We start from the raw sequence: 20,778 nt of genomic DNA, 5'->3' as shown, positions 1-20,778 counted from the left end.
ATCAGCGTGCGGAATCAGCGTGCGCGCACCAGTTGCCAGGCGCGGCCCAGGTAGCCCAGGGCGCCAAAGCCGCTCCAGACGTGCACCAGGCGGGTGAACGGGAAAATCACGAACAGCGACATACCCATGAACAGGTGGAGCTTGAAGACGAGCGGCGCGTCGATGACGAACGAGGCCGCGTCGCCGCGCAAGGTCAGCACGTGTTGCGCCCAGGTCATCAGCATGACCATCATGTGGCCATCCATATGCGAGGCCGACGCGAAAATCGACGAGAGCCCCAGTAACAGCGTGGCCAGTATCCAGAACAGCACGATCTTGTCGCGGAAGGTGGTCACCCGCAGCAGGCGGTCGTTCGAGAACCGGCGGGCCAGCAACAGCAGCAGGCCAACCAGCGTCAGCAACCCCATGACGCCGCCGGCGACCATGGCCACCAGCTGCTTGGTGCCGTGGTCGATGCCGAGCGTGTCCCAGACCACGACAGGCGTGAGCAAACCGACGACGTGACCGAAGAACAGGCCGAGTATGCCCACGTGGAACAGCGGGCTGGCCAGCCGCAGCCAGCCCGTGTGCAGGGTCTGGCTCGACTCGGATTTCCAGGTGTACTGCTCGCGGTCGAAGCGGATCAGGCTGCCGAGCAGGAAGACGACGAGCGCGATATACGGATAAATCCCAAACAGGAATTGATTCAGGTAGTTCATGGCGGTTCCTTCAAGGGCGCTGCGTGGCAGCGGCCTTCGGATAGAAGTTGATCGGTTGGGCCCCGCCGGTCATCGTCTTGAGCAGGGGCTCGACCCCGTCTGCGCCGGGGCCAAAGGTTTCCAGCGCTTCGTCCATGTCGCGCACGGGCGGCTCGGTGAGCACTTCCGCGGCAACCGGGCTCATCGTCTCGAGCAGCGCGAACACGCACGCATACGGGCTTGCATTCGCGGCGAGCTTGCCCCCGATGTGGGCCAGCACATGGATCGCATCGCCCAGCAGGCGGGCCGCCTCGTCATCGGTCTGCTGGCCGATGAATTCGAGGAACAGCGGCACGAAATCCGGCAGGTCGTTGCCGACCATCTGCAGGCCATGGCGGCTGTACTCGGCCAGCAGGTCGACCATCGCCTGGCCGCGGTCGCGCGATTCGCCGTGAATGTGCTCGAACAGGTGCAGCGAGTGCGACGGATTGCGGTCGAACGTCATCACATACTGCTGCTGCAGGTCGATCAGCGGCGTTGCCGCCAGGTGCGCAAACAGCGGGGCGAGCCGGCTCAGGGCGCCCTCGTGCGGCACCAGTGCCGCGCTCAGTTCGGGCAGCGCCTCGCACAGCGCGCGCTCGGGGTATTGCAGCAGTGCAGACAGGACTTGGTAGGTTTTCATGATGGTTCCTGGGTTACAGCCTTCTTGCGCGAACGGGGCATCGCCATGAAGATGGTCGAGCCCTGCTTCTTTTTGCCGAACAGGCTCGGCTCGCTGACGCCATCGGCGCAGCCGTTACCGAAGCTGAAGCCGCAACTGCCCTTCTCGTTGAAGCTGTCTTCCGCCATCTCCTTGTGGCTGCTCGGGATCACGAATCGGTCTTCGTAATTGGCAATCGCCATGATGTGGTACATGTCCTCGACCGTGGCCTGGTCCAGCCCCACTTGTTCAAGCACGTCCAGGTTGACGACCTTCTCGACGGTCTTGCTGCGCATGTAGGCACGCATCGCCAGCATGCGGTCAAGTGCCCGCACGATTGGCGGCCCGTCGCCGGCCGTGAGCAGGTTGGCCAGGTACTGCACGGGAATGCGCAGGCTCTGCGTGTCGGGCAGGATGCCGTTGCGGCCCATGCGGCCCGATTCGGCGGCCGCCTGGATGGGCGAGAGTGGCGGGATATACCAGACCATCGGCAGCGTGCGGTATTCCGGATGCAGCGGGAATGCCACCTTCCATTGCACCGCCATCTTGTAGACGGGCGAGCGCTTGGCGGCGTCGAGCCAGCTGTCCGGAATGCCCTGCAGGCGCGCCTCGGCGATGATCGCCGGGTCGTGCGGATCGAGGAACAGGCCAAGCTGCGACGGATACAGGTCGCGGGGATCGGCCCTTGACGCGGCTTCTTCGATCTTGTCCGCGTCGTACAGCAGCACGCCCAGATAGCGGATGCGCCCGACGCAGGTTTCCGAGCACACGGTCGGCTGGCCAGCCTCGATGCGTGGATAGCAGAACGTGCATTTCTCGGCCTTGCCCGACGACCAGTTGTAATAGATCTTCTTGTACGGGCAGCCCGAGATGCACATGCGCCAGCCGCGGCACTTGTCCTGGTCGATCAGCACGATGCCATCGTCCTCGCGTTTATAAACCGAACCGGACGGGCACGACGCCACGCAGGTCGGGTTCAGGCAATGCTCGCACAGGCGTGGCAGGTACATCATGAAGGTGTTCTCGAACGTGCCGTACATCTCCTTCTGCATATTGTTGAACAGCTGATCCTGGCTGCGCTTGGCAAATTCGCCGCCCAGATCGTCTTCCCAGTTCGGGCCCCACTCGATCTTTTCCATCGTCTTGCCGGTCAATACCGAGATGGGCCGCGCGGTCGGCGGCGTCTCGGACAACGGCGCGTTCTGCAGGCGCTCGTAGTCGTAGGTGAACGGCTCGTAGTACTCGTCGATCTGCGGCAGGTTCGGATTGGCGAAGATGTTGGCCAGGATTTTCAGGCGGCTGCCCTGGCGTGGCTCGAGCTTGCCGGCGGCGGTGCGACGCCAGCCGCCCTGCCATTTGTCCTGGTTTTCCCACTGCTTCGGGTAACCGATGCCGGGCTTGGTTTCGACGTTGTTGAACCAGGCGTATTCGACGCCATCGCGGCTGGTCCAGACGTTCTTGCAGGTGACCGAGCAGGTGTGGCAGCCGATGCATTTGTCCAGGTTCAGGACCATGCCGATTTGCGCTCTGATTTTCATTCTGTGCTCCTTGAAGGTGACGCGCTCATGCCGGTTGCTCCAACGGGCCTTCCAGCCAGTCGACCTTGTTCATCTTGCGGACCAGGACGAATTCATCCCGGTTCGAGCCGACCGTGCCGTAATAGTTGAAGCCCCATGACAGCTGCGCATAGCCGCCGATCATGTGGGTCGGCTTGGTCACGGTACGCGTGACCGAGTTGTGGATGCCGCCCCGTTTGCCCGAGATTTCCGCGCCCGGCACATTGATGATCTTTTCCTGGGCGTGGTACATCATCGTCATGCCTTCGGGGACGCGCTGGCTGACGACGGCGCGCGCCGTCAGCGTGCCATTCACGTTGAACACCTCGAGCCAGTCGTTGTCGACAATCCCGGCCGCCTTGGCGTCGGTTTCGGACAGCCACACGTGGGGCCCGCCGCGCGAGAGCGTCAACATGCGCAGATTGTCCGAGTAGGTCGAGTGAATCCCCCACTTCTGGTGCGGCGTGATGAAGTTCAGCGCGATCTCGCGGTTGCCGTTCGGGCTGGCGCCCAGCATGGCCGCCGTGGTCTTGGTGTCGATCGCCGGCTTGTAGACACACAAGCCTTCGCCGAAGTCGCGCATCCAGCGGTGATCCTGATAGAACTGCTGGCGGCCGGTCAGCGTGCGCCACGGGATCATCTCATGCACATTCGTATAGCAGGCGTTGTAGCTGACTTCTTCCGACTCCAGGCCCGACCAGGTTGGCGATGAAATGATCTTGCGTGGCTGGGCCTGCACATCGCGGAAGCGGATCGTGTCGTGCTCACGCGGCAGCGCAAGATGGGTATGGTCGCGGCCCGTCATCGCCGACAGCGCGGCCCAGGCCTTGACTGCCACGTGGCCGTTGGTTTCCGGTGCCAGCGACAGGATCATTTCGCAGGCATCGATCGCCGTGTCCAGGCGCGGCTGGCCCTTCGAGACGCCTTCTTCCGTCACCACGCGGTTCACGCCGCGCAGCACCTCGACCTCGTGGCCGGTCTTCCAGGCGATGCCCTTGCCGCCGTTGCCGGCCGATTCGAGAAGCGGCCCGACCGACGTGAACTTCTTGTAGATCTGCGTATAGTCGCGCTCCACGACCGTCATGTTCGGCATGGTCTTGCCCGGAATCGGCTCGCACTCGCCGGCGCGCCAGTCCTTCGGATCGAACGGCTGGCCCAGCTCGCCCGGGGTATCGTGCATCAGCGGCGTGAGCACCAGATCGTGCTGGGTACCCAGCAGCGCGCCACCGATCTCGCTGAATTTCTCGGCAATGCCCTTATAGATGTCCCAGTCCGAGCGTGACTGCCACAAGGGCTGCACGGCCTCGGACAGCGGGTGAATGAACGGGTGCATGTCGGACGTGTTCAGGTCGTCCTTTTCGTACCAGGTGGCCGTTGGCAGCACGATGTCACCATACAGGCAGGTCGTGGACATGCGAAAGTCCAGGACCACCAGCAAATCGAGCTTGCCTTCAGCGGCGGGCCGCACCTTGACGTCGCGCGGCTTGATGCAATCGTCTTCGTTGCTCATCAACGCGTTCTGCGTGCCGAGCAGGTACTTCAGGAAGTATTCGTGGCCCTTGCCGGAGCTGCCCAGGATGTTCGAGCGCCAGACGAACATATTGCGCGGGAAGTTCGCAGGATTGTCGGGGTCGTCACACGAGAATTCGAGCTTGCCGGCCTTGATCTGGGCCAGCGCGTAGTCGGCCGGTGTCTTGCCCGCAGCAAGGGCGGCACGCGCCACATCCAGCGGGTTCGTTTGCAGCTGCGGTGCGGACGGCAGCCAGCCCATGCGCTCGGCCTTGGCGTTGTAATCGAGCAGACTCATCGGCGCCACGTCATCCCCCGCCAGTGGCGACGAGATTTCTTCGGTGTGCAGCTTTTCGTGGCGCCATTGGCTGGTGTGCGCATAGAAGAACGAGGTGCCGTTCATCTGGCGCATCGGCCGGTTCCAGTCGAGCGCGAAGGCCAGTGGGGTCCAGCCCGTTTGCGGGCGCAGCTTTTCCTGGCCGACGTAGTGGGCCCAGCCACCGCCCGACTGGCCGACGCAGCCGCACATCATCAGCATATTGATGATGCCCCGGTACGTCATGTCCATGTGGTACCAGTGATTCAGCGCCGCGCCGACGATGACCATGCTCTTGCCGCGGGTCTGGTCGGCATTCTGCGCGAACTGGCGCGCTACGGTGATCACGTCGGCCGCCTTCACGCCGGTATGCTTGACCTGCCATGCCGGCGTGTACGGGACATCGTCGTCAAAGCTCGTGGCGACGTTGCCGCCGCCCAGGCCGCGGTCGATGCCGTAGTTGGCCAGCGTCAGGTCGAACACGGTGGCCACGAGCACGCTGCTGCCGTCGGCCAGCGTGATCCGCTTGACCGGTACATTGCGTGGCAACATGTCATTCGCATCGCGGCCGCCAAAGTACGGGAAGCCGACCGAGACCACCGCATCGCTGCTGTCGATGAGCGACAGGCGTGGATCGATCGGCTGGCTGTTGCCGCCCTGTTTCATCTCCAGATTCCACTTGCCCGACTCGCCCCAGCGGAAACCAATTGAGCCGGCCGGTGCAACAATGTCGCCGCTGGCGTCGTCGATGACGAGCGTTTTCCAGTCGGGGTTGTTGGTCTCGTCGAGGTTGTGTGCCAGGTGCGAGGCGCGCAGAAAATACTCGGGCGCCAGGTAGCCATTCTGCTCGGTGAGCAACACCAGCATCGGGAAGTCGGTGAACTGCTTGGCGTAGTCCTTGAAATACTGCGACTGGCTCTCGGCGTGGAATTCCTTGAGGATGACGTGGCCCATGGCCATGGCCAGCGCCGCGTCGGTGCCCTGCTTCGGCGCCAGCCAGATGTCGCCGAACTTGGCCATCTCGCCGAAGTCGGACGATACGGCCACGGTCTTGGTGCCCTTGTAGCGCACCTCGGTATAGAAGTGCGCATCGGGCGTGCGCGTCATCGGCACGTTCGATCCCCATACCATCAGATAGGTCGAGTTGTACCAGTCCGCCGATTCGGGCACGTCGGTCTGCTCGCCCCAGACCTGCGGGCTGGCTGGCGGCAAATCGCAGTACCAGTCATAGAAACTCAATGCCACGCCGCCGATCAGCGACAGGTAGCGCGTGCCGGCTGCGTAGCTGACCATCGACATCGCGGGAATCGGCGAAAAGCCGACGATGCGGTCGGGGCCGTATTTCTTGATGGTCAGCGCATTGGCGGCGGCGATGATCTCGTTGCTCTCGTCCCAGGTGGCGCGCACGAAACCGCCCAGGCCGCGCACCGACTTGTACCGCGCCGCACGTTCCGGATCCTGGCTGATGTAGTCCCAGGCCGTGACCGGGTCCATTGTCAGGCGCGCTTCACGCCACATCTCCATCAGGCGGCCGCGCACCATCGGATACTTGACGCGCTGCGCCGAATACACGTACCACGAATAGCTGGCGCCGCGCGGACAGCCGCGCGGTTCGTGGTTGGGCAGGTCGGGCCGGGTGCGGGGATAGTCGGTCTGCTGGGTTTCCCAGGTGATCAGGCCGTTCTTGACATACACCTTCCAGCTGCACGAGCCGGTGCAGTTGACGCCGTGTGTCGAGCGCACGATCTTGTCATGCTGCCAGCGCTGGCGGTAGGTGTTCTCCCAGGTGCGGTCTTCGTCGACGACGGCGCCGTGGCCGTCCGAGAACGTCGATGTGGTCTTGCTGAAAAACTTCAGTCGATCCAGAAAATGACTCATGCTGCCTCCTCGCTGGCGCCGCGTGCCGGGCCAGGAAATGAATTCGGTCCCACGCACGCTGCATGGACCGCCGATGACAGCAGTCTACGGAGCGCACCCTGTTCCGGGTATCGGCAAGAAGCGGGCCGCCAAGCGCGAGATGGCTAGTCCGGCGTAGGCCTTTGTGACTAGGCCACCCCACCGCGCCATAAGGACTATCCGCACTAGTTACTGCAACCGATTGGCAGGCTTGGGCGGGCAGGCTATAAGGGTCAGGGTGCCGTCACTTTGCCGCGCGCCGCAGATCAACAGGAATCAATGATGAATATCGACAGTTTCGAAGGGTTGCTGGTTGCAGCAGCCATGCAGGACGAGCCACAACGGTTGCTGCTGGCCTTTGCCACGTCAGAGGCCGAACCGGGCCCCACGGCGGCCGCACCGCGCCAGACTCTGGTTCCGGTCATGTGCGTGGCCAAGCAGGTCGGGGAGCTCGATACATTCGCCAACCTCGAAGCGGAGGCCAGCAAGTTGGGCGTGCATTGGGATGTCGTGCTGGTGAGCACGCTCGATGGCGCTGGTGGCCTACTGCCAGACAGCCGGCGCACCGACGCAGCACTGGAGAAGATGGTGAGTTATATTCGGGCCGGTCAGATGGACCGGTTTGCCGTGTTTGGCCGCGGTGGCGCCGTACTGCGCTACGCCTGATGCCCGCCGCGCCCTGCAACCGACCGCGGCGGCGCTGGCAACGCGGCGTTACGCCGGAGGCTCAAGCGGCGCGCGCAGCCTCCTCGCTGTCGGTCCACGGCAGATCGCTCTTGTCCACCTGGCCGAGCTGCGCATCGCGGCGTGGCACCAGCGGACACACAAGCGGCAAGAATCGCTGCTGCCGCGCAGAATAGGCCATCAACGCACCTGCCTCGATATCGAAATACCACCCGTGCAGCTTGACCAGTCCCTGTTCGACGCGGCGCTTCAACCACGGGTAGGTCAGCAGATTGTCGAGCGACTGCAGAATGCTGGCGAGCTCGCAAGCCTTGTGCTGCTCGGCGCTGCTGCGGTGCGCCAGGTCGCGCATCACCTGGCGCGCTACCGGCTCTGCAATGTGCATCCACTGACCGACGAAATCCGTCTCGGCCACTGGCGTGCGCGGGCCCATCAGGGCGCGGATTCCGCCGCAATGCGAATGACCAAGTACGATGACACGCTCGACCTCGAGGTTGCAAATGGCAAATTCGATCGCCGAACTGACGCCGGGCGGCGCCTGCGGCGTACATGGCGGCACCAGGTTGGCGATATTGCGCACCACGAACAGCTCACCCGGCAGGCTGCCGGTCAGCAGCATGGGATCGACGCGTGCATCGCAGCACCCGATGACCAGCGTGGCTGGACGCTGCCCGGCCCGCAAACTGTCAGGCACGTTCTGCGGTTCACTGAAGTATTGCTGCTGGAAGCATGTGAAACCGTGTACAAACTTTTCAATATCGTGCACCGACGTTCTCCTTGGTGGCGTGAATTGCATCAGCCGGCATAGCGTCGTCATGCACGCTTGGCAAAGTCCGGGTCGTCGCGGTCGGATACGACGTTTAACGTGGCCCTGATTGCCTTGGCTTGCGCACGAGTTCCGCATCGAATGGCAGTGGCTGCAGAGGTAGCAAAGAAACCTGCCATAGCGCCATCAACATGGCATGTCCGCGTCCTTGCGCGCGTAACACCACCAGGTAATGACGATGCAGCTGACATAGAAGCCGATGAAGCACCACAGGGCTGCATCGGCGCTGCCGGTCAAAGCGATCGAGGTGCCGTAGCTCTTGGGAATGAAGAACGCGCCATAAGCCGCCACCGCCGACGTGAAGCCGAGCACTGCAGCGCCCTCCTTGTTCGCATCGACAACCGCCTGGTGCTGGAGCGCGATGCTCTTGCCCTTGGCCGCACGCTGGTGTTCGGTCAGGAAGATTACAGGGATCATGCGGAACGTCGATGCGTTACCCACGCCGGTGCCGGCGAACAGCAGCATGAACATCCAGAAGAAACCGGTGAAGTCGCCGTTCGTGCCGGCGTTTGGCAGGAACCAGATCACGCCGTAGGCAGCCGCGATCATGCAGGCAAACGTCCATACGGTCACGCGCGCGCCGCCCAGTTTGTCAGCGACGATGCCGCCCAGTACCCGCGCAAGCGCACCGACAAGCGGCCCCAGGAAGGCATATTGCAGTGGATTGACATCCGGGAACTGGGTTTTGATCAGCAGCGGAAAACCAGCCGAATAGCCGATGAACGAGCCGAACGTCCCGGTGTAAAGCCAGCACATGAGCCAGTTGTGCTTGCGCTTGAAGATGACGGCCTGCTCGGCAAACGAGGCCTTGGCCGAGGCCAGGTCGTTCATGCCGAACCATGCCAGCACGGTACTGGCGATGATGAATGGCACCCAGATGAAGCCGGCGTTCTGCAGCCACAGCGTGCTCGTCGTTCCGGCCTTGATCGCCTGCTGGGGCGCTCCGCCAACAGCGCCGAACAGGCCGACGGTAATGACCATCGGCACGACGAACTGCACGACCGATACGCCCAGATTCCCCAGGCCGGCATTCATGCCGAGTGCATAGCCTTTTTTTGCCTTCGGGTAGAAAAAGCTGATGTTCGCCATCGACGAGGCAAAATTGCCGCCGCCAAAGCCGCACAGCAAGGCCAGCAGGAGCATGGTCGGGTAGCCGGTGGTGACATCCTGCACGGCAAAACCGATGCCGATGGCCGGGATCAACAGCGAGGCTGTCGAGATCGTGGTCCACTTGCGGCCACCAAAAATGGGCACCATGAACGAATAGAAAATGCGCAGCGTCGCACCCGACAGGCCGGGCAATGCAGTCAGCCAGAACAGCTGATTGGTACTGTATTGAAATCCAATAGCGGGCAGGTTGACGACCACCACGCTCCACACCATCCAGATGGCGAAGGCCAGTGCCAGCGCCGGAATGGACAGCCACAGGTTGCGGTTGGCAGTTGCACTGCCACCGTCGTGCCAGAACGCTGGATTTTCCGGCTCCCAGGCGTTGATCACATATTTGCTCATGAATATCTCCAGATTGCGATTGAAAGTCAGGCAGCCGCGCGCAGTGCTGCGGCGCCAGGCGCCACAGCGGCATCTGGCTTGAATGAGAAGTGCATCCAGATCAGCGATACACAGACGGTTCCGTAGAGCAGCATGAAGGCGCTCGACCGGACACCGGTGAGGTCCAGCAGCACACCGAACAGGATCGGCAAGACAAAGCCGCCCAGTCCGCCGGCCAGACCCACTACGCCGGAGACGGCGCCGATGTTGTCGCTGTATTCGTCGCCGATGAATTTGAAGACTGACGCCTTGCCGATAGCCATCGCCGTACCGACGATGAACAGCAGGCCGGTAAACATCCACGGTGTCAGTGCCAGGCTCAGGTTCATTTCGCCGTTGACGGTCTTGATGGCCATGCTGGTCGGCGGATACGACAGCAGGAAGAAACAGACCCAGCACACCCACATCACCCACCAGGTGACCTTGTAAGCGCCGTAACGGTCCGAAATCCAGCCGCCTAGCGCACGCAGCACGCCGCCTGGCAGGGGCGAATAGGGAAAACGGAAAAAATCGGGCGCTAAGCCCTTCTGGCTACCGTCGAACCGCGTAAGCCGTTGATTTCAAATGCGGCCATTCCCCTTGGGGTGTGACGCTGTCAGCCGGTGGCCAGAGGCCGGCATGGGTAAAGTTACGATACCTGTATAGTAAGTTTACGCATCCCAGCGGAGATCAGCCGCCGGCGCGCAGCCAGTTCAGCCGCTGGTCCTGGTGCGCGAACGCAACAAACTACCCGCCGCATTCTCCTCGAACAACCCCGCTTCTTCAATATAGCCCTGAACCGTGCCGTCGTGGCGCCAACCACCTTGCTTCTTTATGTCGCGAAACTCGGCGCCGGCGCGATGCGCGCTGGTGGCCATGCCGCGCCGCAGGCTGTGGCTGGACAGTTCCGGCACGTAGCCGAGCTTGGCCAGCTGGGCGGCGCCGGCCAAGATGGTGTTGACGCTGGCCGGATTCAGGCGATCGGCGCCCACCACGCCCCACTTGCTGATCGACCGGAAGACCGGGCCGCTGGCCACGCCGGCAGCGTCCAGCCATGTCCGCAACGCCGTCGCTGGGCAGCACGGCCCAGCGCTGTAGGGGATCGCCTTGGCCACGCCCTCGCCGGTCTGATCCGTCTTCGAGCGTGGCAGCGTGAGCGTGATCCCCTGCGCTTCCCAGGTGATGTGGTCGACCTTGATGCCCACCAGCTCGCTGCGCCGGAATCCCCCGAAGAAGCCCACCTGCAGCAGCGCGTTATCGCGCGCCGCCTTCAGCGTGCCCAGGCTGGCCAGGTTCGCCACGATCAGCTCCAGATCTTCGATCGGCAGCGCCTTGGCCTTCTTCTTCGGGCGGCCATTGGTGCGCGCGATCCCGGCCAAGGTCTTGCGCACAGTCGGCGTGGCGGCCGGATCGGCGAAGCCCTGGTGGACGTGCCATTGCGAGAGCGCCGTCAGGCGCAGCGCCAGGGTGCGTGGGTTGAGCGTGTCGGCGTAGCGCACCAGATAGCGGATAACGGCTGGCTCGTTTGCCGGCAGCACGCCGCCCCAGTCCAGGTAGTGCTTAACTGCGGAGCGGTACGCCTGGCGCGTGTTGTCGGACGTGGCGGCAGCCAGAAAGACGCGGTGCCGCGCGGCGTGGTTGTGGTCGTCCTGCGGCGTAACAGCGGTACGGATAGCCGGTGCCGACCCGGTATCGGGCATATCGGTGACGGCGGGCGTGGTGGCCATGGCGGGCGTCGCGCAATTGCGCGCTCATAACGGGATTACGGCCAGCATAGCACGCCGCCGGTGGTATAGCCTGCTGTAACGAACATTATCGAAGCGTAAATTGGCGCGTGACGGCGAAAAACACACAGCGTAATATATCGTGATATTACGTATTATGGAATACGTTACTTAATTTCGCGAAAGGCCCACCATGGCGCGCGCAGGCATTCTTTTCTCCCAGGTGGTCAAGGCCGCCACCCAGCTGGCGGCCGCCGGCACCAACCCCACCGTGGACACCGTCCGCGCCGCGCTTGGCGACACCGGCAGCAAGGGCACCATCGCGCCCATGCTCAAGCAGTGGAAAGCGCAGCACCAAGGCGAGACGGCCGCCGCCGGCGCCGGCCTGCCCGCCGACCTGCTGGAAGCCGTCAAGGGTGTGTATCAGCGTCTGGAGGCCGGCGCGCAGGCGCAGGTTGAGCAGTTGCGCGCCGCGCACGACAAGGCCCGTCAAGAAGACGGTCAGCAGCTGGAGATGGAACGCGCCGGCGGCCGCCAGCTGCGCGCCGAGCGGGACACGCTCCTTGCCGAAGTGGCCGAGGTGAAGGCGGCGCTCGCGCACGAGCGCGACGAGCGGCAGCACGGCGCTGTAGCGATCGCGGCCCTGCGGGCAGAGAACGACGGCCTCACCCAGCGCCTGGCGGACCGGGCGGCCGAGGTCCGGCTGCTGACCGACCAGCTGGCGCAGGCCCGGCACCAGTTCGATCACTTCCAGGAGAAGGCGGCCGCGCAGCGGCAGAGTGACCGGCAGGGCTTCGAAGCGCGCATCGGCACGCTGGAGCACGACGCCCAGCAGCTGCGCACCTACCTGCAGGAGCACCAGCAGGCGGTGGCCGTCCTACGCGCGGAGAAGCAGGGATTGCAGATTCAGGTCGAGCGCACCAATGGCGAGGCGAAGGAGCACCTGGGCGAGGTCTACACCTTGCGCGAGCAGCTGGGCGCCGCGCGTGAGATGGCCAGCCGCGAGCACATGGACGCCGCGATGGGGGCCGATCTGCTGGACAAGGCCGAGCACGAGAACGTGCGCCTCGACACGCGTGTCACCGAGCTGGAAGACGAAAACGCCCAGCTACGGAAGCAAATCGAAGGCTCTGCGGGCAAGAACGCCGGCGGCAGGCGCAAGAAGCCGTAGCGCCGGGCCGGCTTGAATATTTTTGGGAATAATTTGGTGTCGAAAATGGCGGGCGTCAGGACCGGCCGATCGAGCGCAGGGCGGTATCACCTTCGCCAGCAACCGGACATTTTGACCTGAGCCGGGTGCGCTGTGCAAAGCGGCACTCCCGAGATTGAAAACTTTCCCATTTTGGAACAATGGGTTGGGCATGTTTTTGCGAAAAATCGTAATCCTGGCAACCCTCGTATCAGCCATCGTCATAAAGTTTGTAGAGTATAAGTCTTTATTGATTTATACTCTACGTCATGCAACTAATTGCCTTAATTCTCTCCCTACCCACCGAGAATGCCACTGTCCGCCAGCGTGCCTGGCGGGCACTCAAAGCGGCCGGCGCCACCGTGCTACGTGACGGCGTGTACTTGATGCCGCACTGCCAAGCCTGCCATTCGACGCTGGCGGCAGTGGCTGCCGAGGTGGTCTCCGGTGGAGGTTCGGCATATGTATTGAATGCCGAAGCCGCCGATGACACGGACTACGCTCGGCTGTTTGACCGTAGCCAGGATTACGCCGCCTTGTTACCCGAGATCACACAGAGGCGAAGCGAGCTGGACTCCGCTAACGTGCAGGAGACGCTCAAGCAGACGCGCAAGCTGCGCAAGTCCTTTGCAGCTCTGGTCGCGATCGATTTCTTTCCCGACGAGCCACAGCGACAGGTCGATTGCGCACTACGCGAGCTTGAACTCGCCTGTGCCCGAACCCTGTCGCCGGATGAACCGCAGTCGGCTGAAGGAGAGATCGGCCGACTGCGGTGTGAGGACTACCAAGGGCGCATCTGGGCGACGCGGCAGCGGCCGTGGGTGGATCGCCTAGCTAGCGCCTGGCTGATCCGGCGCTTCATCGACCGCCGCGCCTACTTCCAATGGCTGGCCAGCCCTGGAGACTGCCCATCGGACGCCATCGGCTTCGATTTCGATGGGGCGGCATTCAGCCATATCGGCAACCGCGTCACCTTCGAGGTGCTGGCCGAAAGCTTTGGACTGGATCAACCTGCCATCCGGCGGATCGGCCAGTTGGTGCATTACCTCGATGTCGGGGGTGTGCAGCCGCCAGAGGCCGCCGGCATCGAAAGCGTGCTGGCCGGGATGCGCGAAAGCCTTGCCCAGGACGACGCACTGCTGGACGCGGCCTCGACCGTGTTCGACGGTTTGATGGCCAGCTTTGGCAACGGAACCGCCACGACCTGAATGTACTGATCGCCAAGACGTCGGAGCTCAAATATTGTGCGCCTGACTGCCGAGGAGGACATCCAGCGTATTCGACCTACTTATACTGAACTGCAAGGAGAACACCTTTGAACGTCCCGAATGATGCATCGTACCGCCCGAACGAGGCGCCAGATGCCGCGATTGAAGCCGTTCCTCCAGCCATGAGCTACTTCCAGCTTTTCGTGCGATTCCTCAAGTTCGGCCTGCTCGCTTGGGGCGGTCCTGTGGCTCAGATCGCTATGCTGCGCCGCGAACTCGTGGATGAGGAACGCTGGATCTCGAGCAAACGCTTCAACAAACTGCTTGCGGTGATGCAGGTGCTGCCCGGTCCTGAAGCGCACGAGATCTGCGTTCATCTGGGTATCCGAGCAAAGGGGCGGCTGGGCGGCTTGCTGGCGGGACTTGGGTTCATGCTCCCGGGATTCTTGCTGATGTTTGCGCTGTCCTGGCTGTACTTCGAGATCGACATTGTCGGCACTTCGCTGGGTGCCGCATTCCTTGGTGTACAAGCGGCCGTAATCGCGCTGATCGTGCGCGCCGTGCACCGCATCGGAGAGCACATCCTACTTAGTCGCTGGCTGTGGGTCATTGCCATCGTTTGCGCGCTGGCAGCCAGTGGCGGGGTCGACTTTTGGATCACCCTGCCGGCGAGTGGCCTTGTGTACGCTTTGCTCGTGTTGAATCGTCGGGCGTTTGCGCTTCTGGTGACACTTGGGGCGATGGCGTTGGCTACGGCCGTTGCTATGTCGGCCGCGCCCACCGCGAAGCTTGTGGAAACGGTCATTCAAGGCCAAGCCTCCGTGCTCCTCATTTTCGTGGCTGGACTAAAAGCCGGCTTACTCACATTCGGCGGCGCCTATACCGCGATTCCGTTCGTTCGCAACGACGCTGTCGGGCGCGGGTGGATGACGGATGGGCAGTTCCTGGATGGGCTGGCGCTTTCCGGTGTATTACCGGCGCCGCTCATCATCTTCGCAACGTTCGTCGGCTATGTGGCGGGCGGTCCGGTTGGAGCGATGGCCATGACGGTCGGTGTCTTTCTGCCGGCCTTTGCGTTCTCGCTGATCTTCTATGACCGGCTGGAGGCGGTTGTGGAGAACAAGCAGCTGCACGCCTTTTTGGATGGTGTCGCGGCCGGGGTCGTCGGCCTGATTGGCGCCACCACCGTCGACCTGGCGCATGTCACCGCCGAGCGTGTGCCGTCGTTGACGGCGGGTATATCGATCTTCGCCGCGGCCTTGGCATTCCTTTATGCTTGGAAGAACAAACTCAACGTAGTCGTCGTGATCCTCGCGGCTGGACTGGTCGGGTGGCTGGTGTTCTAGGGGGAATGCCTGAGTCTGCTGGAGCTGACCTTCGTCGTGCCGTTCTGGTTTTGTCTTGGCATAGCACAAAGAAGCTTCTTAGTTAGAAAGTAAGAAAAGTACGTTCCTTAATTACTTTTTCGCTTCGTCCCATTACTGGCTTTATCCCGGCTTATCCTCGAAGGGTCCGATCGAATGCCGCGCCGCTCACTCCTCTCTGATACCGAACGCGACAGCCTGCTGGTGTTGCCAGAAAGTCAGGATGACCTAATCCAGCAATACAGTTTCACGGATGCCGACCTGGCGTTGATCCGGCAGCGCCGGGGCGCCGCCAATCGCCTCGGCTTCGCGGTTCAGATGTGCTTGCTGCGCTACCCTGGCCAGGCGCTGGCCAGCGACACTAGGCTGCCAGATCCGGTGATCCATTGGATTGCCAAGCAGGTGCGCAGCGACGCCGGCGCCTGGCCGGAATATGGCGAGCGCGAAAAAACGCGCAACGAGCACCTGCATGAGTTACGCGCCTACCTGGGGCTGTCCGTGTTCGGCTTGCCGGATTTCCGCAAGCTGGTGCACTGCCTGGCCGACCTCGCCATGCAGACCGACAAGGCAATGATCCTCGCCGCGCATTCCCTCGAAACACTGCGCCAGAAGCGCATCATCCTGCCGACGCTGACCGTCATCGAACGGGCCTGCGCCGAGGCTGTGACGAGGGCGAACCGGCGAATTTATCGCACGCTGATTGAGCCGTTGGAACGTCACCACAGGCGCTCCCTGGACAACCTGCTCAATGTGGCGCCCGACATGAGCATTACCTGGCTGGTATGGCTGCGCCAGTCGCCGCTCAAACCCAATTCCCGCTACATGCGCGAACACATCGAACGGCTCAAGGTGTTCCAGTCGCTGGCCCTGCCGGAAGGGCTTGGCCACCAGATCCACCAGAACCGGCTGCTGAAGATGGCCCGCGAGGGCGCGCAGATGACGCCGCGCGACCTGACCAAGTTCGAGGACGAGCGGCGCTATGCCACGCTGGCGGCGCTGGCCATCGAGGGCATGGCCACCGTGACGGACGAACTGGTCGATCTACATGACCGCATTATGATCAAGCTGTTCAGCGCAGCCAAGAACAAGCATCAGCAGGACTTCCAGAAGCAGGGCAAGGCCATAAACGACAAGGTGCGCCTGTACAGCCGAATCGGGCGCGCGCTGGTCGAGGCCAAGGAATCCGGCAGGGACCCGTATGCCGCGATCGAGGCCGTGCTGCCGTGGACAGACTTCACTCAAAGCGTGACCGAGGCGGCAGAACTGGCCCAGCCCGAAACGTTCGACCACCTGCACCTGGTGGGCGAGCAGTACAGCACCCTGCGGCGCTATTCGCCCGAGTTTCTGGACGTGCTTCGGCTTAAAGCTGCGCCGGCGGCGCAAGCGGTTCTGGACGCGATCGACGTCCTGCGCGAGATGAACATGACCGGGACGCGCAAGGTGCCGGACGACGCGCCGATCGCATTCGTGAAGGCGCGGTGGAAGCCGCTGGTCATCACCGACGAAGGTCTTGACCGCCGTTTCTACGAGATTTGCGTCTTGTCGGAGCTGAAGAATTCGCTGCGGTCGGGGGACATCTGGGTGCAGGGTTCGCGCCAGTTCCGCGACTTCGAGGAATACCTGCTACCCACGGAAAAGTTCGGGGCGATGAAATCAGCGCGCGAGCTGCCGATCGCGGTCAACCAGGACTGCGACCAGTACCTGCACGACCGCTTGCTCTTGCTCGAACAGCAGCTGGTCACCGTCAACCGGCTCGCGCTGACGAACGAACTGCCCGATGCGATCATTACTGAGACAGGACTGAGGATCAGCCCACAGGACGCGGTGGTGCCGGACGAGGCCCAGGCGCTGATTGACTTCGCCAGCGGCATGCTTCCTCGGATCAAGATCACCGAACTGCTGATGGACGTGGACGACTGGACCGGTTTCACGCGCCACTTTGTCCATCTCAAGAGCGGGGAGCAGGCCAAGGACCGGACGTTCCTCATGTCCGCGATCCTGGCCGACGCCATCAACCTCGGCCTGACCAAGATGGCGGAATCGAGTCCCGGCGCCACTTACGCGAAACTGTCCTGGTTGCAGGCCTGGCACATCCGGGACGAAACCTATTCGGCCGGCCTGGCTGAACTGATCAACGCCCAGTTCAAGCACACCTTCGCTGCGCACTGGGGCGACGGCACAACGTCGTCGTCGGACGGCCAGCGCTTCCGCGCGGGCGGCCGGGCCGAGAGCACGGGCCACATCAACCCCAAGTACGGCGCCGAGCCCGGCAAGCTGTTCTACACCCATATTTCCGACCAGTACGCGCCGTTCAGCACCAAGGTGGTCAACGTCGGCGTGCGCGACTCGACCTATGTGCTCGACGGCCTGCTGTACCACGAATCGGACCTTCGCATCGAGGAGCACTACACCGACACCGCCGGCTTCACCGACCACGTGTTCGCGCTGATGCACCTGCTGGGTTTCCGCTTCGCGCCGCGCATCCGCGATCTGGGCGACACCAAGCTGTACGTGCCGGGCAAGGTGGGCGATCACCCGGCCTTGCGCTCGATGATCGGCGGCAGCTTGAACATCAAGCACCTGCGCGCACACTGGGACGACGTGCTGCGATTGGCCGCCTCGATCAAGCACGGCACCGTCACCGCGTCGCTCATGCTGCGCAAGCTAGGCAGCTACCCGCGCCAGAACGGCCTGGCGATCGCGCTGCGCGAGCTGGGGCGGATCGAGCGCACGCTGTTTATCCTGGACTGGCTTCAGAACGTCGAGCTGCGCCGGCGCGTGCACGCCGGATTGAACAAGGGGGAGGCGCGCAATGCGCTGGCCAGGGCGGTATTCATCCACCGGCTGGGCGAGATCCGCGACAGGTCGTTCGAGCTGCAGCGGTACCGCGCCAGCGGCCTCAATTTGGTGACGGCCGCAATCGTACTGTGGAATACGGTCTACCTGGAGCGGGCGACGCAGGCCTTGCGTGAGAAAGGCAAGTTGCCCGACGACGGCATGCTGCAATTTTTGTCGCCGCTGGGCTGGGAGCACATCAACCTGACCGGGGACTATGTGTGGCGCCAGCAGCGTATAGCCGAAGGCGGGTTCAGGGAGCTGCGTAAGCCCCAAGAGTAGGAAATAATCTAGAAGAGGGAGGATTCAGTTCGCGGCTGCGTGAATCGATTCCCACGACCCTCACGCAAGATTCTTAGCTTCTCTAAATAAACCAAGCCCTGCCAGCCTGGTGTGGCCAGATTGAGCCCTGGGTATTGCCGGCGGCAGTTTTCCAGGGCAAGCGACTGAGCATTGCGTTCTTCGTCACGCAGCGCATCCGACGCGCCTCTGATAATTCGGGCAGCTTCCTCGCGCTCGCGCTGTTCTTCTAGTCTAGCGCGTAAATCCAGGGCTCGGGCATGTTCCAGTTGAAGCCGCTGCGCTTCAAGCATTGCAATGAAGCGGTCAGTATTATCGATTAGCACCTGACGCTCGGCGTCGGTAAGAAGCTGGCCAGCGCTTGATCCATAAAGGGGCACCGCCCCGGTGTCATCGGAGCCGTATAGGAGCTTGAAGCACTCGGAGCCGAGAGCGGTGAAGCGCCCGTTCTCCCGCACGATGTGGATGCGTTTGTACACGCTGTGGCCACAGCCGTCGCGCTGACAAATTATCCGATCTTCTTTGTCTACCTCGACTACTGCCATCAGCTGCGCGTTCGACATCTTTTATCTTTCCAAGCAAAGACCGCCCCCGGTCATAAATGACGACTATACAGCATGGACTCAGGGCGTTTGCAAGTCGGCCGCGCGGAATGGTTTGCGGGCGATATGGTCGGCCAAATCGCCTTAGCGCCCGATTTTTTCCGTTTTCCCTATTCGCCCCTGGCAGCGAAAAGCATGCAGCCAGCAAAGCCGCCAGACGCAGATCGAACCCGTATTCGCCGACGTAGTATTTGGTCATCCAGAGCGCCAACGCCACATAGCCGCCGAACACCACCGAGTAGTACTGGCAATAGCGCCACACGCGCGGGTCTTTAAGCACTTTCATCTGTTCCGAGAACGGCACACTGGCGCCGCTCTGGTGCGTGGGATCGGTCGCGCTGAATAGCCAGAACAGGATTGCCGTCACCAGGAGCGTCACGGCGTACACCGTAGGCAGCATCTGCCATCCGTAGGCAGCGATGATCGCCGGTGCGACGAATTTGGTGAGCGCGGAACCGGAGTTGCCGGCCCCGAAGATACCCATCGCGAGTCCGCGGCGCTCCTTCGAGAACCAGCGCGCCACATACGGCGTGCCGACCGAGAACGAGCCGCCAACGATACCCACGATCAGGCCCAGCACCAAAAATTGCCAGTAAGCGGTCGCCTTGCCGATCAGGTAGACCGGGATCACCGATACCAGCATCAGCAGGAAGAACACAATACGTCCGCCATACTTGTCGCACCAGATGCCCAGCGGTACACGTACCAGCGAGCCGCTCAGTACCGGCATCGCTGCCAGCAGGCCAAACTGCGTTTCGTTCAGGCCCAGCATCGTCTTGATGGGAATGCCAAGCACCGCGAACATCATCCAGATTGCGAAACAGATCGTGAACGATATCGTGCTGCTGGCCAGTACCTGCCCTGCCTTGCTTTTGCTTGCCACGTGATTCTCCTGACGCCTTGGGGATCGCATGAGCTTAGTGGGCGCGGGTACCCGCGCCAATTGGCAAGAAGGGTGAATACGAATGGCAAGCGGCCTAGCCGCCTCCGTCAAACTGACTAGGCAACCACGGCAATTGGCGCCTTGCCCGGGAACTGGCGCACGTGCAAGCCGCCGGCACATCACTTCAGCGCCCGGCGTCAATCGGCCTCAATCACCAAGGAGGGCGCGGCGGCCTGTCAGAGACAGCGACTAATTTCCCAGGTGCGCAAACGCGACGGCTCGAATGCCGAATATTCGGCCTGGAATATCGTTTCCGCATTGATACGCGCCGGTGCAGCCAGTGGGGAATTCGGTCGCAACGGCGCAGGTGTTTTAGCTGAGCGGCCGAGATCTCGCTGTTACTTTCCCCAAGCACCAGATTGTTCTGTCAGTTGGCTTCGACAGTTTTGTCAATGAAGCGCGTGAGCCTTCTGAAAGTAATGAGACAGGTGTAATTGGAACCTCTGGATGCGGATGAAAACACATGCGACAAGCCATGCAGGCTCAACTCTCATTCGTCACGATTTGTATCGTTCCCACGAGCGTCTTATGCACCGGACATTTGTTCGCAATGTCCGTAAGGCGCGCCCTCTCTTCGCTGCTCAATTCACCGACATAATGAATACTCCGGGTAAATGCATAGGACCCGTCCTGCTGACCGTGGCTGATATGCACCTTCACATCGTCAAGCTTGTAACCCTTGCGTCGCGCATACATCGTCACTGTAAGCGCGGTACATGCGCCCAATGCTGCCGCCAGCAGGTCGTGAGGCTCGGGGCCGGTCGCTTCGCCTCCCGCCTCAACCGACGCATCCGCAGTGAGGCGATGCGATCCAACCTCGATAATCTGCTGCAGCTTGCCTTCGCCGTGATGCGTGACGATCTCCATTTGATATCTCCCTGTTCGTTGTGACGTTTCATTCGCGAGCGCAGGACGCCAT

16 protein-coding genes and 1 pseudogene are annotated in these 20,778 nt (G+C 62.3%); 6 read left to right on the top strand and 11 right to left on the bottom strand.

The window, feature by feature from the left end; genetic code table 11:
- Positions 1 to 14: 14 nt before the first annotated feature.
- Genes narI through AC1MGT_RS22920 form a run of 4 tightly spaced genes read right to left on the bottom strand, consistent with a single transcriptional unit; the run spans position 15 to position 6,636 of the window.
- Positions 15 to 698 (bottom strand): respiratory nitrate reductase subunit gamma, encoded by a 684-nt coding sequence (gene narI / locus AC1MGT_RS22935; RefSeq protein WP_332532071.1) that lies wholly within the window; start codon positions 696 to 698, stop codon positions 15 to 17.
- A 10-nt stretch (positions 699 to 708) separates the two neighbouring features.
- A complete protein-coding gene (narJ, locus tag AC1MGT_RS22930) occupies positions 709 to 1,359 on the bottom strand; it encodes a nitrate reductase molybdenum cofactor assembly chaperone (protein WP_499502274.1) in 651 nt (216 codons plus the stop codon).
- A complete protein-coding gene (gene narH / locus AC1MGT_RS22925) occupies positions 1,356 to 2,915 on the bottom strand; it encodes a nitrate reductase subunit beta (protein WP_499502273.1) in 1,560 nt (519 codons plus the stop codon). The genes narJ and narH overlap by 4 nt, the downstream gene beginning before the upstream one ends.
- 25 nt (positions 2,916 to 2,940) lie before the next feature.
- Complete coding sequence (locus AC1MGT_RS22920) at positions 2,941 to 6,636, bottom strand: nitrate reductase subunit alpha (protein ID WP_499502271.1); 3,696 nt, start codon at positions 6,634 to 6,636, stop codon at positions 2,941 to 2,943.
- Between AC1MGT_RS22920 and AC1MGT_RS22915 the strand changes: the two genes are divergently transcribed.
- Together AC1MGT_RS22915 and AC1MGT_RS22910 are read left to right on the top strand one after the other, a co-directional pair.
- The gene (locus tag AC1MGT_RS22915) at positions 6,635 to 6,793 is read left to right on the top strand and encodes a hypothetical protein (protein ID WP_499502269.1); all 159 of its coding nucleotides are present in this window, start codon (positions 6,635 to 6,637) and stop codon (positions 6,791 to 6,793) included. The genes AC1MGT_RS22920 and AC1MGT_RS22915 overlap by 2 nt on opposite strands.
- Positions 6,794 to 6,933: 140 nt before the next feature.
- Positions 6,934 to 7,320: a hypothetical protein gene (locus AC1MGT_RS22910; RefSeq protein ID WP_499502268.1), complete on the top strand. Its 387-nt coding sequence runs from the start codon at positions 6,934 to 6,936 to the stop codon at positions 7,318 to 7,320.
- Between the two features lie 61 nt (positions 7,321 to 7,381).
- Here AC1MGT_RS22910 and AC1MGT_RS22905 read toward each other — a convergent pair whose 3' ends face one another.
- The 4 genes and pseudogenes from AC1MGT_RS22905 to AC1MGT_RS22890 all read right to left on the bottom strand — a co-directional run bounded on the left by AC1MGT_RS22905 (position 7,382) and on the right by AC1MGT_RS22890 (position 11,421).
- A complete protein-coding gene (locus AC1MGT_RS22905; protein ID WP_499502267.1) occupies positions 7,382 to 8,104 on the bottom strand; it encodes a carbonic anhydrase in 723 nt (240 codons plus the stop codon).
- A gap of 186 nt (positions 8,105 to 8,290) precedes the next feature.
- On the bottom strand, positions 8,291 to 9,676 hold the full coding sequence (locus AC1MGT_RS22900; RefSeq protein WP_499502266.1) for a NarK family nitrate/nitrite MFS transporter: 1,386 nt from the start codon (positions 9,674 to 9,676) through the stop codon (positions 8,291 to 8,293).
- Positions 9,677 to 9,702: 26 nt separating this feature from the next.
- Positions 9,703 to 10,200, bottom strand: a pseudogene (locus tag AC1MGT_RS22895) (MFS transporter); the annotation flags it as partial.
- 207 nt (positions 10,201 to 10,407) lie between these two features.
- The gene (locus AC1MGT_RS22890; RefSeq protein WP_103243980.1) at positions 10,408 to 11,421 is read right to left on the bottom strand and encodes a tyrosine-type recombinase/integrase; all 1,014 of its coding nucleotides are present in this window, start codon (positions 11,419 to 11,421) and stop codon (positions 10,408 to 10,410) included.
- Positions 11,422 to 11,611: 190 nt separating this feature from the next.
- Here AC1MGT_RS22890 and AC1MGT_RS22885 point away from each other — a divergent pair, with 190 nt between their 5' ends.
- The 4 genes from AC1MGT_RS22885 to AC1MGT_RS22870 all read left to right on the top strand — a co-directional run bounded on the left by AC1MGT_RS22885 (position 11,612) and on the right by AC1MGT_RS22870 (position 18,296).
- Positions 11,612 to 12,589: a DNA-binding protein gene (locus tag AC1MGT_RS22885; RefSeq protein WP_103243981.1), complete on the top strand. Its 978-nt coding sequence runs from the start codon at positions 11,612 to 11,614 to the stop codon at positions 12,587 to 12,589.
- Between the two features lie 287 nt (positions 12,590 to 12,876).
- The gene (locus tag AC1MGT_RS22880) at positions 12,877 to 13,815 is read left to right on the top strand and encodes a chromate resistance protein ChrB domain-containing protein (RefSeq protein WP_103827480.1); all 939 of its coding nucleotides are present in this window, start codon (positions 12,877 to 12,879) and stop codon (positions 13,813 to 13,815) included.
- Positions 13,816 to 13,997: 182 nt separating this feature from the next.
- On the top strand, positions 13,998 to 15,161 hold the full coding sequence (locus tag AC1MGT_RS22875) for a chromate transporter (RefSeq protein ID WP_103244708.1): 1,164 nt from the start codon (positions 13,998 to 14,000) through the stop codon (positions 15,159 to 15,161).
- Between the two features lie 174 nt (positions 15,162 to 15,335).
- The gene (locus tag AC1MGT_RS22870; RefSeq protein ID WP_103243983.1) at positions 15,336 to 18,296 is read left to right on the top strand and encodes a Tn3 family transposase; all 2,961 of its coding nucleotides are present in this window, start codon (positions 15,336 to 15,338) and stop codon (positions 18,294 to 18,296) included.
- Between the two features lie 8 nt (positions 18,297 to 18,304).
- On the opposite strand, the gene AC1MGT_RS22865 is transcribed toward AC1MGT_RS22870, so the two are convergent.
- From AC1MGT_RS22865 to AC1MGT_RS22855, 3 genes are all read right to left on the bottom strand, one after another.
- Complete coding sequence (locus AC1MGT_RS22865) at positions 18,305 to 18,640, bottom strand: hypothetical protein (protein WP_499502264.1); 336 nt, start codon at positions 18,638 to 18,640, stop codon at positions 18,305 to 18,307.
- A 64-nt stretch (positions 18,641 to 18,704) separates the two neighbouring features.
- Positions 18,705 to 19,829 (bottom strand): MFS transporter, encoded by a 1,125-nt coding sequence (locus AC1MGT_RS22860; protein ID WP_499502262.1) that lies wholly within the window; start codon positions 19,827 to 19,829, stop codon positions 18,705 to 18,707.
- A gap of 513 nt (positions 19,830 to 20,342) precedes the next feature.
- The gene (locus AC1MGT_RS22855) at positions 20,343 to 20,726 is read right to left on the bottom strand and encodes an OsmC family protein (RefSeq protein ID WP_499502260.1); all 384 of its coding nucleotides are present in this window, start codon (positions 20,724 to 20,726) and stop codon (positions 20,343 to 20,345) included.
- Between the last annotated feature and the right edge of the window lie 52 nt (positions 20,727 to 20,778).

The organism is Telluria sp. BA11 (assembly GCF_056680305.1).
The sequence above is the reverse complement of the archived record's forward strand: the minus strand, read 5'-3'. Positions and strand labels throughout refer to the sequence as shown.